Here is a 16,029-nt window from a genome sequence, read left to right on the forward strand (position 1 = left end):
GATGGTCGTCAACGATAACGCTGACAGCCTGACATCACTCGGTGCCCTGTTGTCCATCGCGAGCAATCTCGCTCCTACAGGTTTTTTGCAAACTAAACGTGCAGGGCTAGTTTATGAAGTGCAAGTAAGCGCCTCATGGCTATTGAGCGGTGATAAGAGGCTTCAATAATTAAGTCGCTTATATGTCGACTGTCTGCTCTTGTTGAATCAGCAATTACTTTGCCAATCCGAATGGTGGCGCGGAATGAGGAGTCGACGGCCTGTCAGTCTTTGTTTGTGGGGGGGTGTCCCCAATGCCGGGGGAGTTTTACCCCGAAGTTGCGTAAGCGCAGAGCAGCTAACTTAGCGGCAATAAAAATTGTAAAAAAATACTGCTGAAATTATTTGTTACGACTAAAGTGCAATCAAGCGTCGCCGAAGAGCGACGCGTCAATACTTATCAGCCAACGATTAGCGAGCACTTCGCCAGTCTAGTCATGCCCTGCTTCCAGCAACTTAAGTTAGAGATTGCTGCGAGCACTGGCAGCAAGGTTTCTGGCCATGAGTCCATCTCGCAACGGGTTATCCGGAGCCTGGCAACTCCGTTCTGAATCGGGAGTGTCATCATGGTCAAAAATCTACACATCCTGCGCAGCCTCCCTCTGGTCTGTGCGCTCATCGGTTGCCTGTCAGTGAACCCGGTTTTCGCTGCTGACCCCGAAGAGGTTGAGCCGCCCATACCGGAAGTACCGAGCCTGCAATCGTTGCGCGGCATGACGCCACCCGATCCATCCGGCACCGAGGGCGGGCGCAAGGTCGATCTGATGACCGACTACGTACTCAACCGCTCGGCGGCGATCCTGCTGGGCAAGGCCCTGTTCTGGGACATGGAGGTCGGCAGCGACAGCACCACCGCTTGTGCATCCTGCCACTACCACGCCGGGGTCGATCACCGGACCACCAACCAGATCAACCCGGGCCAGGCGCACACCAACGCCAACGTCGCTTCGATTTTCAACAAACCGTTCACGGCATCCGACATTCCCGGCGACGTGCCCTCCTACACCACCCGATCCGGCGGCAAGGGCGGGCCGAATTATCCGTTGAAGAAAACCGATTTCCCGACCCATGTGCTGGCGAACCCGCTGGATCGCAACTCTGCGATCCTCTATTCGACCGACGATGTGATCGGCTCACAGGGTGTGTTTGACGCCAACTTCGTCAAACCGAATCAGCCGCGCTTCGACAAGTGCACACAGCAGCCGGACAGCATCTTCCAGGTCGGCGGCATCAATGTGCGACGCAGCACCGGGCGCAATGCGCCGTCAGTGATCAACGCCGCGTTCAACGTGCGCAATTTCTGGGACGGCCGGGCCAATAACGTGTTCAACGGTTTTTCACCATTTGGCAACCGCGACCCCGACGCCGGGATCTACGTGACCAAGGACAGCAGCGGTGTGGCGCTCAAAGTGCGGCTGGCGCTCAACGATGCTTCTGCCGCTTCGCAGGCGGTAGGCCCGCCCGGCAGTGCCGTGGAAATGTCCTGCGGCGGGCGCACCTTTGCCGACATTGGCCGGCGCATGCTCGATACGCTGATGCTCAAGCAGCAACGCATCTCGTCCACCGATTCTGTGCTGGGCCCGGTTTCCGGCGCTCGCCGCCCGACCTACCGTGAACTGATCAAGAACGCTTTCCAGCCACGCCTGTGGAATGCCACGCAGCAGGTGTTGGTGGGTGGTGCGCCCTACACCCAGATGGAGGCTAACTTTCCGCTGTTCTTCGGTCTGGCGATCCAGATGTATGAAGCCACACTGGTGTCGGACCAGGCGCCGCTGGACGCCTGGCTGCAGGGCGATCACACGGCCATGAACGAGCAGCAGGTGCAGGGTATGAATCTGTTCCTGGGCAAGGGCAAGTGCGTCAACTGCCATGGCGGTGCGGAACTGACCAACGCCGCCAGCCGCTTGCAATTCCATCCCCGTGAGCGCATCGAGCGCATGGTCATGGCGGACGGCCTGACTACGCTCTACGACAACGGTTTCTACAACACCGGCGTGCGGCCAACCTCGGAAGACCTCGCACTCGGCGGCGCCGATGCCTGGGGCAATCCGCTGTCCTTCACCCGTCAATACAACACGCTGCTGCAAGGCGGGAAGATTCCTGACTCGCTGGCTGTCGATGTCTGCACCTTTGAAGCACCGTTGAGCGCAGCGATTCCCTGCGATGCGACGCTTGCGCCAAACGTTGGTTTCCGCGATGCGGTCGACGGCGCCTTCAAGACACCGACGCTGCGCAACATCGCGCTGACCGGGCCGTATTTCCACAACGGCAGTCGCTCGACGCTCAAACAAGTCATGGAGTTCTACAACCGTGGCGGCGACCGCCGTGGCGAAGACGCGAGCAACACCAGTGGATTCGAGCACCCGGCGGTCAATCAGCACAACGGCTCGAACCTCGATCCGGACATGACCAACCTGAACCTGACCCCCGATGAAGTGGATGCCGTGGTCAAATTCATGGAGGTCGGCTTGACCGACCCGCGGGTCGCGTGGGAACGGGCACCCTTCGATCATCCCTCGCTGGTGTTGCCTCAGGGTCATGTGGGTGATGAAAACGCCGTGACGCAAAAACCGGTCAGTCCGAAGATCACCACCCGCCAGGCAATGGACGCCAACATCCAGCTCAAACCGATCGGTGCTGAAGGTCGCCGACCTGAAGAAGGGCCGTTGCAACCCTTCAACAACGATATTTGATTGGAAAAATCCCGCCGCAACTTAGCCACCGACCTTGTTGAAGGGGGCGGTGGCTGGTGTTGCATACGGTTACGCATTGCCGAAAAAAACCTCGTCCACTTGCTCAGTAAGTCTGGGCTTCTGCCGTTAACAATGATGGCCATGTGACCTTGGTCAGAATGTGTGTGCTTATTGGCCTGCATTGCAGGCACAATGCCATCAAATTGCTATGACGGTCGGAGCTTTACCCTTGCCGCGTTCTTCCGCTGTACGTTTCAGTCATTTCCTGCTGTCGTTGCTGCTGTTGCTGGCGGGGCTTGCGGCTGCGTACGTCAAGGACCTGAACGTCTTCTTCACCTCGCTGTTCAACGTACTGCCGACCTTGGTGCTGCTGCTTGGCGGTGCTTATTGCGCGGTTTACCGACGTCAACGTGAACTGTTTCTGATGGTCACGGTGTACATCGCCTACTTCCTGCTCGACACCCAGACTGACTATTACCGCGACAACGGCAAAGTGCGCGAAGACGCTGCGGTGGTCTTTCATTTGTGCTGCCTGTTGCTGCCGTTGCTGTTTGGCGTATTCGCTGCGTGGCAGGAGCGAACGCACCTGTTCCAGGACATGGTGGCGCGTTTCGCCGTGTTGCTGGCGGTGGGCAGCGTGGCGTTGGGGCTGGAGCAGAGCTATCCACAAGCGTTGCTGATGTGGCTGTCGGAGATTCGCTGGCCGGCCTTGCACGGCGCCTGGATGAGCCTGATCCAGCTGTCGTACCCGGTGTTCATCGCGTCGTTCGTGCTGCTGGCCTGGCAGTACTGGCGCAACCCGAGACCGCTCCACGCCGCACAACTGGTGGGCTTGCTCGGGCTGTTCTGGATGTTGCCGAAAACTTTCATTCTGCCGTTCACCCTGAACATCATGTGCAGCCAGGTGATGTTGATGATCGCCGCCGCCGTCGCCCATGAGGCTTATCAAATGGCCTTCCGCGACGAGCTGACCGGGCTGCCGGGCCGCCGCGCACTGAACGAACGCATGCAGCGTCTGGGACGCAACTACGTGCTGGCGATGAGCGATGTCGACCACTTCAAGAAATTCAACGACACCCACGGCCACGATGTCGGTGACCAGGTGTTGCGACTGGTGGCCAGCAAACTGTCCAAAATCGGTGGCGGCGGTAAGGCGTATCGCTACGGTGGTGAAGAATTCGCCCTGGTGTTTGCAGGCAAGACTCTCGAAGAGTGCATGCCGCATCTGGAAGTGATCCGAGAATCCATCGCCACCTACAACATTCATCTGCGCAATCAGGACAGCCGTCCGCAGGATGATAATCAGGGGCGCCAGCGTCGCTCCGGTTCTGCCGCTTCGAGCGTGTCGGTCACCGTCAGCATCGGCGTCGCCGAACGAGTTGAGCAACGCACCCCCGAAGAAGTGCTCAAATCCGCCGACCAGGCGCTCTACAGCGCCAAGGGCGCCGGGCGTAACTGCGTGATGGCATTCGGGCAGAACCGCCGTGGCGCCGTGCGCATGGACGCCGCTACGGTTGAGTGATGATGGCGCATTCAGCGTCTGGACTGTGATTGTGAGGCATGGTTGCCGGCAGTAGGTTGAACACATCTGCCGCCGGAGAAATGACCATGCCCGAGTACAAAGCTCCCCTGCGCGACATGCGCTTTCTGATCGACCACGTCTTCGACTTTCACAGCAACTACGCGGCGCTGGGCGCCAATGACGCCAGCCCGGACATGATCAATGCGATCCTTGAGGAAGGCGCGAAATTCTGTGAGAACGTGCTGTCGCCCCTCAATCGCAGCGGCGACGAAGAGGGCTGCCATTTCGACAATGGCGTGGTGACGACGCCCAAAGGTTTCAAGCAGGCTTTCGCACAATATGTGGAAGGTGGCTGGCATGGCCTGGCGGCCGATCCGGCCTACGGCGGCCAGGGTTTACCCAGCTCTCTGGGGCTGGTCATCAGCGAAATGGTGGCTTCCAGCAATACGTCGTGGGGCATGTACCCCGGCCTGACCCATGGCGCCATGTCGGCGATCCACGCCCACGGCACCGAAGAGCAGAAACAGACCTATCTGAGCAAACTCACCGCCGGCCAGTGGACCGGCACCATGTGCCTGACCGAAGCCCATTGCGGCACCGACTTGGGCATTATCAAGACCCGCGCCGTACCCCAGGCCGACGGCAGCTATGCCATCTCCGGCAGCAAGATTTTCATCTCTGCCGGTGAACATGACATGAGCGACAACATCATTCACCTGGTGCTGGCGAAACTGCCGGATGCACCGGCCGGGACCAAAGGCATTTCGCTGTTTATCGTGCCCAAGTTCCTGCCTGATGCCGCGGGTGAAGCAGGAGAGCGCAATGGTGTGTCTTGCGGCTCCATCGAACACAAAATGGGCATCAAGGCTTCGGCCACTTGCGTACTGAATTTCGACGAGGCCAAGGGCTTTTTGATCGGTGAAGCGAACAAGGGCCTGAACTGCATGTTCACCATGATGAACCACGCACGGCTGGGCACCGGCATGCAGGGCTTGTGTCTGGGCGAGGCGAGCTTTCAAGGCGCGATCAGGTACGCCAATGAGCGTTTGCAGATGCGTGCGTTGACCGGTCCTAAAGCCCCGGAAAAAACGGCCGACCCGATCATCGTGCATCCCGATGTACGCCGGATGTTGCTGACCATGAAGGCCTTCAACGAAGGCAACCGTGCACTGACCTACTTCACTGCGCAGTTGCTGGACGCCGCGCACCTGGGTGCGGATGAAACGGCGCGTCAGGATGCCGAAGACCTGCTGGCGTTCCTGACGCCGATCTGCAAGGCCTTCATGACCGAAACCGGCCTGGAAGTGACCAACCACGGCATGCAGGTGTTTGGTGGTCATGGCTTTATCCGCGAGTGGGGGATGGAGCAACTGGTGCGCGATTGCCGCATCGCACCGATCTACGAAGGCACCAACGGCATCCAGGCGCTGGATCTGCTTGGGCGCAAAGTCCTCGGCAGCCAGGGCAAACTGCTGCGTGGCTTCACCAAAATCGTTCACAAGTTTTGCGCGGCGAACGCCGGGCATCCGCAATTGGCCAGCTATGTGGCTCAGCTCAATGAGCTGAACCAGCAATGGGGTGAGTTGACGACCCAGGTGGGCATGGCGGCGATGAAAAACCCGGATGAAGTGGGTGCCGCGTCGGTGGATTACCTGATGTACAGCGGCTACATCGTCCTCGGCTACCTGTGGTTGCGTATGGCGTTGGTGGCGCAGGCACAGCTTGAAACGGGGGAAGGCGATGCCGATTTCTGCCGGGCGAAACTGGCGACCAGCGAGTTTTACTTCAAGCGATTGTTGCCGCGTACCGCCGCTCATCGGGCGGCGATCGAGGCGGGGAGTGACTGCCTGATGCAGCTGCCGGCGGAGTTGTTTGCGCTCTGACGCCAGCCTTTTGTAGGAGCGAGCTCGCTCGCGATGGTCGTGAACGATAACGTGTGAAACCTGACACCCAATGGCGCCCTCAGGTTTTTCGCGAGCAAGCTCGCTCCTACAGTTTCATCTTTTCATTCCTCGCACACGGCGATGACCAAAAATTACAAAACGGTCATGTGCTGACCCTATGTGTCGCAAAAGTTGTTGGGTTACACTCGGACCCATTCAAAACACTATTCCTGTGAATCACCAGTATTAGATCTTGCGAGGTTTGCCATGGCTGACTACAAAGCGCCCCTGCGCGATATGCGCTTCGTCCTCAATGAAGTATTCGAGGTCGCCAAACTTTGGGCCGAGTTGCCGGCGCTGGCCGATACCGTTGACGTTGAAACGGTCGAAGCCATTCTCGAAGAAGCCGGCAAGGTCACCAGCAAAAGCATCGCACCCCTGAGCCGCGCGGCTGATGAAGAAGGTTGCCACTGGGCGGACGGTGCTGTCACCACCCCGGCCGGTTTCCCACAGGCCTATCAGACTTACGCTGAAGGCGGTTGGGTCGGCGTGGGCGGTGATCCGTCCTACGGCGGCATGGGCATGCCCAAGGCGGTTTCGGCCCAGGTCGAAGAGATGGTCAACTCCGCCAGCCTGTCGTTCGGCCTGTACCCGATGTTGACTGCCGGTGCTTGCCTATCGATCAATGCCCACGCCAGCGAAGAACTGAAAGCCGCCTATCTTCCGAACATGTACGCCGGGGTCTGGGCAGGCTCCATGTGCCTGACCGAGCCGCATGCCGGCACCGACCTGGGGATCATCCGCACCAAGGCCGAACCTCAGGCCGACGGTTCCTACAAGGTCAGCGGCACCAAGATCTTCATCACTGGCGGCGAGCACGACCTCACCGAAAACATCATCCATCTGGTGCTGGCCAAGCTGCCGGACGCGCCGGCGGGGCCGAAAGGCATTTCGCTGTTCCTGGTGCCCAAATTCCTGGTCAATTCCGACGGCAGCCTGGGCGCGCGCAACCCGGCGAATTGCGGTTCGATCGAACACAAGATGGGCATCCAGGCGTCCGCGACCTGCGTGATGAACTTCGACGAAGCCGTGGGTTATCTGGTCGGTGAGCCGAACAAAGGTTTGGCGGCGATGTTCACCATGATGAACTACGAACGCCTGGGCGTTGGCATCCAGGGCCTGGCCAGCGGCGAGCGCTCCTACCAGAACGCCGTCGAATATGCCCGTGACCGCCTGCAAAGCCGTTCGCCGACCGGCGCGCAGAACAAGGACAAGGTGGCCGACCCGATCATCGTCCACCCGGACGTGCGTCGCATGTTGCTGACCATGAAAGCCTCGAACGAAGGCGGCCGTGCTTTCTCGACCTACGTGGCGATGCAACTGGACACCGCCAAGTTCAGCGAAGACGCCACCACGCGCAAACGCGCGGAAGACCTGGTGGCGCTGCTGACCCCGGTGGCCAAGGCGTTCCTGACCGATCTCGGCCTGGAAACCACCGTGCACGGCCAGCAGGTGTTCGGCGGCCACGGCTACATCCGCGAATGGGGCCAGGAGCAATTGGTGCGCGACGTGCGTATCACCCAGATCTACGAAGGCACCAATGGCATTCAGGCGCTGGATCTGGTGGGGCGCAAGGTCGTCGGCAGCGGCGGCGCGTTCTACAAGCTGTTCGCCGACGAGATTCGTCACTTCACCGCGACCGCCAGCACTGATCTGACGGAGTTCACCAAACCGTTGAACGACGCCGTGACCACTCTTGACGAACTGACGGCCTGGTTGCTGGATCGTGCGAAAGCCAATCCGAACGAAATCGGCGCGGCGTCGGTCGAGTACCTGCAAACCTTCGGTTACGTGGCCTACGCTTACATGTGGGCCTTGATGGCCAAGGCAGCTTTCGGCAAGGAAGCGCAGGACGATTTCTATGCGAGCAAACTGGGCACGGCGCGGTTTTATTTTGCCCGCCTGTTGCCGCGGATCCACTCGTTGAGCGCCTCGGTGAAAGCCGGCAGCGAGTCGCTGTTTCTGCTGGAGGCGGCACAGTTCTGACAATGTAACGTCATGTAAGCATTCTCTTACATGACGTGCTGCTTTTCTCCCATAGAAGCAGATTGGATCCACAGCTAATCTACTTCTCATGGACGTCGCGCAGGAAGCGCAAAGCAACAACACGGACACGTAGGATTCTGCCAGGACGGCGGAGTGAAATGGATGTCAGGGAAACAGTCTGCAAAGCCCCGCTTCGGCGGGGTTTTCTTATGCCTGCGAAAAAGTATTCAGCTCAGGCCATCCCGTTCATCCGGCCGACTCATCACCTCTTCAAGCAATGTCCGCAGCAACGCCAGCGAGGCCTGTTGCCGTTGCACATCGCGACACACCAATCCGACTTTCAGTGGCACCCGTGGTTCGCTCAGGGGTTTCCACAGCAAATCCTTATTGCCATGCGCCTTTTGTGAACGCCCCGGCAGCACAGTCGCCAACCGCGTGTGCGGCAGGCTGTCGAGAATCCCGGCCATGTTGTTCAGTTCGGCTTGCACCTGTGGCCGACGCCCCAGATTTGCCAATTGCGCCTGCCAGATTTGCCGCACCTGAAACTCTTCACCCAGGAGCAGCATGGGCAATTCGGCAGCCTGGCTCATGGACACTTTCTTGAATTCCCGCAATGGATGCTCAGCCGGGATCACAAGGGTCAGTTCATCTTCGTACAACATCACGCCATGCAGCCCCGGTTGGCGGGGCGGCAAGTAGCTGATGCCGATATCCAGTGAGCCATTGAGCAGTCGTCGCTCGATTTCCAGGCCCGTGAGTTCATAGATCTGCACCACCAGATGCGGTTGCTCCCTGCGTACCCGTTCAAGCATCTGCGGCACCAGGCTGGTATGCACGGTCTGCAAGACACCGATGGCCAGCGTACGCAGCGCTTGCCCCTTGAAATTGCCTAACGCCTCGCGTGCCCGTTGCAGACCGTCGAGCAAGGGCAGGGCGTGGTTGTACAGCGTGTGGGCCGCGAGCGTCGGCAGCAGGCGTTTGCTGCTGCGTTCGAACAGACTCACATCGAGGATCTGTTCGAGGTGGCGGATCTGCTGGGACAGCGCCGGTTGGGAGATGGACAGTCGCTCGGCGGCCCGGCCCACATGGCCTTCTTCATAGACCGCGACGAAATAACGCAGTTGCTTGAAATCCATAAGTAATACTTATCGAAAATACTGGGAAATCGAAATGGCTCAACGCCTTGTCTGAGCCTAGTCTACCGATATTCACAAGGCTTACAGGGCCACAGAACACGATGAATACCGTTTGCTTCGATGGTGTTTACATAGGTAATGCAAAAAACCTCAAACGAGGGTTGAACAAATGAATTTGTTCAGCCTGCGCCGTCATTCGCCGAGTCTTGATGATCTGGTGACGAACGCTTCTTTCCCGTCCAGTGGCGACAACCTTTCCAGTGAGTGTCTGATGCCCAGTGTCGAGCGGCCGCAGCAGGTTTTTGTGCGCGGCCAGGGCTCATGGCTGTGGGACAGCGATGACCGCGCCTATCTGGATTTTTCCCAGGGGGGCGGGGCCAACAGCCTCGGTCACAGCCCCAAGGCGTTGGTCAACGCGATAACGGCGCAGGCTCAGACACTGATCAATCCCGGTTTCGGCTTGCACAATCGCGGCAGGCTCAACCTCGCCGAGCGCTTGTGCACCAGCACCGGCAGCGACCAGGCGTATTTGCTCAACACCGGCAGCGAAGCCTGTGAAGCAGCGATCAAACTGGCGCGCAAATGGGGCCAACAGCACCGTGGTGGTGCCTCGCGAATCATCGTTGCCAACAAGGGTTGTCATGGCCGTAGTTTGGGGACGATTCCGGCGTCGGACAGTTCGACGCTGATCAACCGATTCGAGCCGCAGCTTCCGGGCTTCAACCATGTGCGGTTCAATGATCTTCCGGCGCTGCACGCGGCCGTGGACGAGCAGACGGTGGCGATCATGCTCGAGCCGATCCAGAGCGAGGCCGGGGTGATTCCGGCCACGGCGCATTACCTCAAAGGCGTCGAGCGACTGTGCCGTGAACTTGGCATCCTGCTGATCCTCGACGAAGTGCAAACCGGCATGGGTCGCTGCGCCACCTTGCTCGCCGAACAAGCCTACGGCGTCCGGGCCGATATCGTGGTGCTTGGCAAAGGGCTGGGTGGTGGCGTGCCCCTGGCGGCCTTGCTGGCGCGGGGCAAGGCCTGCTGCTTTGACACCGGTGAACTGAGCGGCACCCATCATGGCAATGCGCTGATGACCGCGGCGGGCCTGGCCGTACTCGACAGCGTGCAGGACAAAGGGTTTCTCGAGCATGTCGGGGAAACCGGCCAGCACCTGCGCGAAGGCCTGCAGCGTTTGTCCCATCGTTATGGTCACGGCGAATTGCGCGGCCAAGGGCTGCTCTGGGGCCTGACCCTATCAGACGATTGCGCCGACGACGTGGTCAAAGCGGCGTTGTACGAAGGCTTGCTGCTCGATGCGCCACAACCGGACTGCCTGCGCTTTACCCCTGCGTTGACTGTCAGCAAAGCCAACATCGACGAAATGCTGCTGCGCCTGGCCCGCGCCTTCTCCCGAGTACGCACCGCACAAGTGCAGTGCCGCAAAGGGATTGCCGTCTGACGCAGAAGCATCCCGCACGAATTCCCGAACCGTCTCGCGGTATAACGCGCGCCCCACGCCTGATTTTTTTGGCGTGGGGCGTTTTTTTGTGGCCGGGTTTTGCCAAAGGCAATCTCGGCTTGAGCTATGACTGGATCAATGGCTTTTTAGAGGGCGTCGGCAAGGAGTGCCGATGCCAGCGAAACAATATTGTTGTGGCGTTGGCTTTGAATTCTATACCACTGGGTGGTATGTTTTTAGGAAGGGATGCCAATGTCACCAAGGCTGTTCAAGACAAAACGTTTTGCGATGCAGGCCGCGAAGGCCTGGATCGGTGATGACGAGCTTCGGGAGGCATTCACCGAAATGCTCAAAGGGCAGGCGATTAATCTCGGTGGCGGGGTCTGGAAGAAGCGTTTGAATGCCAATCGGCATCGGTCGATTCTTTTGGCAAAGGGTAACCGTTACTGGGTTATCAGTTTCTCTATGCGAAGAAGGATCAGAGCAACATCACTCTGAAGCACGTGGCCGACTTACGTGAATTAGCCAAGACATACGGAGGGTTGACCGAGATCGAAATCCAGCGCTTGCTGGATATCAAGGAGTTTATGGAGATACCTCATGGGTAAAAAATACAAAAGTGAAATAGCGGAGTCGATCCACGAATCGGCCAGTGCCCTGTATGCCATTGGTGCAATCAGCAAGGCGACCATGCGTGAATTCGATGAGTCATGTCTCGCTACAGTGCCAGAGGCAATCCCGGCAGAGCAGATCAAAGCATTGCGCGAGCGCAACAATGTCAGCCAGCCGGTCTTCGCGCGTTACCTGAACACCAGCGCTTCCACGGTCAAGCAATGGGAAGCAGGAGATAAACACCCCAGCGGTATGGCGCTGAAGCTGCTGAGCATCGTTCAGAAACACGGTCTGGAGATACTCGCGTGAATAGTCGGGCTGAACCCTGACCAACGGCACAGGTCGATTGCATGTATGGTTCGCATGAACCGACTTCAATCAGGAGCTGAACCCATGGATTTTATTCGCATCATCATCGCCATTTTGTTGCCGCCACTGGGTGTGTTTCTGCAAGTAGGATTTGGCGGGGCGTTCTGGCTGAATATTTTGTTGACCCTGTGTGGTTACATTCCGGGGATCGTGCATGCGGTGTATATCATCGCCAAGCGTTGAGTATTGTGTCGCCTGGTAGATAGCTTTCGCGGGCAAGCCCGCTCCCACAGGGTATGTGGTGTACACAACATCTGTGGGAGCGAGCCTGCTCGCGAACGGGACGACACAATTTCTGTTCTGAGCGTAGACCTCAGTCTTCCTGATCCATCACCCGCCGATAAAACATCCATTCCTGCTCCAGCGCATGGGCCTGGTTGCCGGCCTTGCGAAAGCCGTGGCGTTCGTCCGCATAGTAATGAGCCTCGACCAGAATGCCGTTGTTCTGCAACGCCTCCACCATGTCACGGGTTTGTTGTGACACGACCACGGCATCCAGTTCCCCCTGAAAGAAGATCATCGGCACGCGGATGTTGCCCGCATGCAACAACGGCGTTCTTGCGGCGTAGCGCTCGGCGTCCTGTACGGGATCGCCGATCAGCCAATCCAGGTAGTCGCCCTCGAACTTGTGTGTCGCCCGACCCAAGGCGACGGGATCGCTGACCCCATAAAGACTGGCGCCGGCCCGAAACACGTCGTGGAAGGCCAGCGCGCAAAGTGTGGTGTAACCACCGGCGCTGCCGCCGCGAATGAACGCCTTGGCACCGTCAATCAATCCGCGTTCGGCGAGATGGCTGACCACCGCGCAAGCGTCTTCGACATCGACATCCCCCCAACCCAAATGCAACGCCTGGCGGTAAGCCCGACCATAGCCGCTGCTGCCACGGTAGTTGAGGTCGGCCACGGCGAAACCGCGCTGGGCCCAGTACTGAATGCGCGGATCGAGCATCGGGTAACACGCGGATGTCGGTCCGCCGTGGATGAACACCACCAGTGGCGGTTTTGCTTCGCCAGTCATCGCCGGGTAGAAGAAACCGTGGGCCTCGCCCGATCCGCTTGGATAGCGCAAGGTTTGCGGGCGGCTGATTTGCTCGGCGGGCAAAGGCGCGATGCCGCCGGCCAGCACCTTGACTTGCCGGGTCTGGCGGTCGATGGCGATCACCGCCGAGGAGCTGACCGGCGAGGCCGCGATGCAATAAATGAATTGCTCATCCAGGGCGAGGCTGCGAAAGCGGCTGTAGTCGCCCGTGAATGCTTCACAACTGGCCCCGCAAACGCCCAGTCGGCCAAAACCGCCTTCGGTCCAACTCGCCAGATAATGGTCCTCGCCCAGCGGTAACCAGGTGCAGCCGCCGAGTTGCCAAGGGGCAGGGCCATGATCGGCCGCTGCGCTCGGCAATGGGATCAGACCGTTTGCCGACTCGATCCAAGGCTGCCAGTAACCGCCACGATCCGTCAGGCACAGCAACCGGCCGCGGCTATCAAACCGTGGTTGTTGCAGGGATTCTTCAGCGCCATCACCGGCGACGCAGCGGGCCGGTCCATATTCACCACCGCCCTGGCGTTCGGCAACCATCAAACGGGTCGCGGTCCAGGGTTGATCCGGGCGACTCCACTCGATCCACGCCAGACGCCGCGTATCAGGACTGAGGGTCGGGGCGGCGTAGAAGTCGGCGCCTTCGGCCAGCAAATGGCGCTTGCGGTCGGCCAGATCGATCGCCACCAGGCGGTGCCGATCACGGTTTTCTTCAACCGCCAGCACCTGACCCTTGGCGTACTGCAAGTCGCCGTAGCGGCAGATGCCGGATGTCAGCACCTGGGGTGCCTCACCCTTTAGCGATTGGTGATACAGCTGCTGGTCGGCCTCGTTGACGAATACCACCCCATCGTCCGTCAGACAAAACGCGCCACCACCGTATTCGTACACCCGACTGCGCACGCTGAAGCCCGGCGGCGTCAGGCAGTTCGCTGCGCCATTGCGCCAATGCCAGATGCGGCAGGCGGCGTCCTCCGGGCGGTATTCGTTCCAGAACAAGCCCTGTTGGCCGACCAGCAGTTCGGCAAAATCGATGCCGGCCGCAACGGCTTTGGCGGCGCTGAAGGGTTCAGCTTTTGGCGATGAGGCGTGAGTTTCGTTCATTGCGAAAGGCCAGTTGTTCAATGGTCTGGGTCGCGTGCTCAGCCTCTTCGCGGGCCTTGAGGATCACGCCGTGATGCTGCGATTTGCTGCACACCGGGTCGGCATTGCTCGCGTCACCCGTGAGCATGAATGCCTGGCAGCGACAGCCGCCGAAGTCTTTTTCCTTCTCGTCGCAGGAGCGGCACGGCTCGGGCATCCAGTCGTAACCGCGAAAACGATTGAAGCCGAACGAGTCGTACCAGATGTGCTGCATGCTGTGGTCGCGCACGTTGGGAAATTGCACCGGCATCTGTCGGGCACCGTGACACGGCAGCGCCGTTCCGTCCGGCGTGACGGTCAGGAAAATACTGCCCCAGCCATTCATGCAGGCTTTGGGGCGTTCTTCATAATAGTCCGGCGTGACAAAAATCAGCTTGCACGGATGCCCTTCAGCTTCAAGTCTGGCGCGGTATTCATTGGTGATGCGTTCGGCACGGACCAGTTGTTCCCGGGTCGGCAACAGCCCCACGCGATTCAGCTGCGCCCAACCGTAGAATTGGCAGGTCGCAAGTTCGACGAAATCTGCCTCCAAGGCAATGCACAGCTCGATGATGCGGTCGATCTTGTCGATGTTGTGCCGATGAGTAACGAAATTCAGCACCATCGGATAGCCGTGGGCCTTCACCGTTCGGGCCATTTCCAGCTTCTGCGCGAAGGCCTTTTTCGAGCCGGCGAGCAGGTTGTTCACTTGCTCGTCGCTGGCCTGGAAACTGATCTGGATGTGATCGAGGCCTGCCTTCTTGAAGTCGCTGATTTTCTGCTCGGTCAGGCCAATGCCGGAGGTGATCAGGTTGGTGTAGAAACCCAGCTTGCGTGCCTCGGCGATCAGCTCGGCGAGGTCCTGGCGCACCAGCGGTTCCCCCCCGGAAAAGCCCAACTGCGCCGCACCCATCTCCCGCGCTTCGCGGAACACTTTGATCCACTGTTCAGTGGTCAGCTCTTTGCCTTGTTCGGCGAAATCCAGTGGGTTGGAACAATATGGGCATTGCAGCGGGCAGCGGTAGGTCAGCTCGGCCAGCAGCCATAGCGGCAGGCCGATTTCCGGTTTGGGCGGTAACTTGTCTGACGCGTTATCAGGCAAGTTCGATCCAGTGCTGAGCACGGGCGACCTCCATGAATTGCTCGATGTCGTCACCGAGCTCGGGCACGCCGGGGAACTGCTTGTCGAGCTCGGCGATGATCGCTGCGACATCCCGCTCGCCATCAATCAGACCGCCGATCAACGCGGCGCTTTCATTGAGTTTAATCATGCCTTCCGGGTACAGCAGCACATGGCCTTTTTGCGCCGGTTCGTACTGGAAGCGGTAGCCGGGACGCCAGGTTGGAGTCTTGCTGCGATCGAAACTCATAAGGTGATTCCTTTGTGCCAGACCCGTTGCCCGGTCACGCTGTGATAGGGCGGGCGTTTGAGTTCGTAGGCCATGCTCATGGCATCGAGCATGCTCCAAAGAATGTCCAGTTTGAACTGGAGAATTTCCAGCATGCGCTCCTGGCCTTCCCGCGTTGTGTAGTGCTGCAAAGTGATCGCCAGGCCGTGTTCGACATCACGGCGCGCCTGGCCCAGGCGCGTACGGAAATACTCGTAGCCGGCCGGGTCGATCCATGGGTAATGCTGCGGCCAGCTGTCCAGGCGTGACTGGTGGATCTGCGGTGCGAACAGTTCGGTCAGCGAGCTGCTGGCGGCTTCCTGCCAACTGGCGCGGCGGGCGAAGTTGACGTAAGCGTCAACAGCGAAACGCACCCCGGGTAGCACCAGTTCCTGGGAGCGCAGCTGATCGGGGTCGAGGCCGACTGCCTGGCCCAGACGCAGCCAGGCTTCGATGCCGCCGTCTTCGCCGGGGGCGCCGTCGTGGTCGAGCAGACGCTGAATCCATTCGCGGCGGATCTCGCGGTCCGGGCAGTTGGCCAGGATCGCGGCATCTTTGAGCGGGATGTTCACCTGATAGTAAAAGCGATTGGCGACCCAGCCCTGGATCTGCTCGCGGGTTGCCCGGCCTTCGTACATCGCCACGTGGTAGGGGTGGTGAATGTGGTAATAGGCGCCTTTGGCGCGCAGGGCGGCTTCGAATTCGGTGGGGGTCATTGCTGTATCGGTCA

General features: G+C 59.4%; 13 protein-coding genes and 1 pseudogene. 9 read left to right on the forward strand and 5 right to left on the reverse strand.

The window, feature by feature from the left end; genetic code table 11:
• Positions 1-605 precede the first annotated feature (605 nt).
• The 4 genes from ACW9HW_RS23550 to ACW9HW_RS23565 all read left to right on the forward strand — a co-directional run bounded on the left by ACW9HW_RS23550 (position 606) and on the right by ACW9HW_RS23565 (position 8,183).
• A complete protein-coding gene (locus ACW9HW_RS23550; protein WP_457401900.1) occupies positions 606-2,732 on the forward strand; it encodes a cytochrome-c peroxidase in 2,127 nt (708 codons plus the stop codon).
• Positions 2,733-2,961: 229 nt separating this feature from the next.
• On the forward strand, positions 2,962-4,254 hold the full coding sequence (locus ACW9HW_RS23555; protein ID WP_457401901.1) for a GGDEF domain-containing protein: 1,293 nt from the start codon (positions 2,962-2,964) through the stop codon (positions 4,252-4,254).
• An 86-nt stretch (positions 4,255-4,340) separates the two neighbouring features.
• Positions 4,341-6,137 (forward strand): acyl-CoA dehydrogenase C-terminal domain-containing protein, encoded by a 1,797-nt coding sequence (locus ACW9HW_RS23560; protein WP_457401902.1) that lies wholly within the window; start codon positions 4,341-4,343, stop codon positions 6,135-6,137.
• A 267-nt stretch (positions 6,138-6,404) separates the two neighbouring features.
• Positions 6,405-8,183: an acyl-CoA dehydrogenase C-terminal domain-containing protein gene (locus ACW9HW_RS23565; protein WP_457401903.1), complete on the forward strand. Its 1,779-nt coding sequence runs from the start codon at positions 6,405-6,407 to the stop codon at positions 8,181-8,183.
• A gap of 227 nt (positions 8,184-8,410) precedes the next feature.
• On the opposite strand, the gene ACW9HW_RS23570 is transcribed toward ACW9HW_RS23565, so the two are convergent.
• Positions 8,411-9,319, reverse strand: a complete 909-nt coding sequence (locus tag ACW9HW_RS23570; RefSeq protein WP_095195893.1) for a LysR family transcriptional regulator — start codon at positions 9,317-9,319, stop codon at positions 8,411-8,413.
• Between the two features lie 169 nt (positions 9,320-9,488).
• Between ACW9HW_RS23570 and ACW9HW_RS23575 the strand changes: the two genes are divergently transcribed.
• From ACW9HW_RS23575 to ACW9HW_RS23595, 5 genes and pseudogenes are all read left to right on the forward strand, one after another.
• Positions 9,489-10,772: an aspartate aminotransferase family protein gene (locus ACW9HW_RS23575; protein ID WP_457401904.1), complete on the forward strand. Its 1,284-nt coding sequence runs from the start codon at positions 9,489-9,491 to the stop codon at positions 10,770-10,772.
• A 119-nt stretch (positions 10,773-10,891) separates the two neighbouring features.
• Positions 10,892-11,089 carry a hypothetical protein gene (locus tag ACW9HW_RS23580; protein ID WP_457401907.1) on the forward strand — a complete coding sequence of 66 codons (198 nt, stop codon included), beginning with the start codon at positions 10,892-10,894 and terminating at the stop codon, positions 11,087-11,089.
• Positions 11,025-11,380 (forward strand): annotated as a pseudogene (locus ACW9HW_RS23585) (type II toxin-antitoxin system RelE/ParE family toxin). The gene ACW9HW_RS23580 and the pseudogene ACW9HW_RS23585 overlap by 65 nt, the downstream one beginning before the upstream one ends.
• Positions 11,373-11,693, forward strand: a complete 321-nt coding sequence (locus tag ACW9HW_RS23590) for a helix-turn-helix domain-containing protein (protein ID WP_095195890.1) — start codon at positions 11,373-11,375, stop codon at positions 11,691-11,693. Before ACW9HW_RS23585 ends, ACW9HW_RS23590 begins: the two are co-directional and overlap by 8 nt.
• An 84-nt stretch (positions 11,694-11,777) precedes the next feature.
• Positions 11,778-11,936 carry a YqaE/Pmp3 family membrane protein gene (locus ACW9HW_RS23595; protein ID WP_003228885.1) on the forward strand — a complete coding sequence of 53 codons (159 nt, stop codon included), beginning with the start codon at positions 11,778-11,780 and terminating at the stop codon, positions 11,934-11,936.
• 130 nt (positions 11,937-12,066) lie between these two features.
• Here the strand turns inward: ACW9HW_RS23595 and ACW9HW_RS23600 are convergent, their stop codons facing one another.
• The 4 genes from ACW9HW_RS23600 to pqqC are packed head-to-tail and all read right to left on the reverse strand — an operon-like array spanning position 12,067 to position 16,015.
• Entirely contained in the window at positions 12,067-13,893 is a 1,827-nt protein-coding gene (locus ACW9HW_RS23600; RefSeq protein WP_457401905.1) for a prolyl oligopeptidase family serine peptidase, read from the reverse strand.
• Positions 13,859-15,013 carry a pyrroloquinoline quinone biosynthesis protein PqqE gene (gene pqqE, locus ACW9HW_RS23605; RefSeq protein ID WP_170948705.1) on the reverse strand — a complete coding sequence of 385 codons (1,155 nt, stop codon included), beginning with the start codon at positions 15,011-15,013 and terminating at the stop codon, positions 13,859-13,861. The genes ACW9HW_RS23600 and pqqE overlap by 35 nt, the downstream gene beginning before the upstream one ends.
• The gene (gene pqqD, locus ACW9HW_RS23610; protein WP_095195887.1) at positions 15,006-15,281 is read right to left on the reverse strand and encodes a pyrroloquinoline quinone biosynthesis peptide chaperone PqqD; all 276 of its coding nucleotides are present in this window, start codon (positions 15,279-15,281) and stop codon (positions 15,006-15,008) included. The genes pqqE and pqqD overlap by 8 nt, the downstream gene beginning before the upstream one ends.
• Positions 15,278-16,015 carry a pyrroloquinoline-quinone synthase PqqC gene (gene pqqC, locus ACW9HW_RS23615; protein ID WP_457401906.1) on the reverse strand — a complete coding sequence of 246 codons (738 nt, stop codon included), beginning with the start codon at positions 16,013-16,015 and terminating at the stop codon, positions 15,278-15,280. The genes pqqD and pqqC overlap by 4 nt, the downstream gene beginning before the upstream one ends.
• Positions 16,016-16,029: the final 14 nt, after the last annotated feature.

Source organism: Pseudomonas sp. SDO5532_S415 (assembly GCF_054071155.1).

What these genes read in the sequence shown, in the direction of transcription:
- ACW9HW_RS23550 (WP_457401900.1), top strand. Translation starts at nt 606, where the DNA reads ATGGTCAAAAATCTACACATCCTGCGCAGCCTCCCTCTGGTCTGTGCG.
- ACW9HW_RS23560 (WP_457401902.1), top strand. Translation starts at nt 4,341, where the DNA reads ATGCCCGAGTACAAAGCTCCCCTGCGCGACATGCGCTTTCTGATCGAC.
- ACW9HW_RS23565 (WP_457401903.1), top strand. Translation starts at nt 6,405, where the DNA reads ATGGCTGACTACAAAGCGCCCCTGCGCGATATGCGCTTCGTCCTCAAT.
- ACW9HW_RS23570 (WP_095195893.1), bottom strand. Translation starts at nt 9,319, where the DNA reads ATGGATTTCAAGCAACTGCGTTATTTCGTCGCGGTCTATGAAGAAGGC.
- ACW9HW_RS23575 (WP_457401904.1), top strand. Translation starts at nt 9,489, where the DNA reads ATGAATTTGTTCAGCCTGCGCCGTCATTCGCCGAGTCTTGATGATCTG.
- ACW9HW_RS23590 (WP_095195890.1), top strand. Translation starts at nt 11,373, where the DNA reads ATGGGTAAAAAATACAAAAGTGAAATAGCGGAGTCGATCCACGAATCG.
- ACW9HW_RS23595 (WP_003228885.1), top strand. Translation starts at nt 11,778, where the DNA reads ATGGATTTTATTCGCATCATCATCGCCATTTTGTTGCCGCCACTGGGT.
- ACW9HW_RS23600 (WP_457401905.1), bottom strand. Translation starts at nt 13,893, where the DNA reads ATGAACGAAACTCACGCCTCATCGCCAAAAGCTGAACCCTTCAGCGCC.
- pqqD (WP_095195887.1), bottom strand. Translation starts at nt 15,281, where the DNA reads ATGAGTTTCGATCGCAGCAAGACTCCAACCTGGCGTCCCGGCTACCGC.
- pqqC (WP_457401906.1), bottom strand. Translation starts at nt 16,015, where the DNA reads ATGACCCCCACCGAATTCGAAGCCGCCCTGCGCGCCAAAGGCGCCTAT.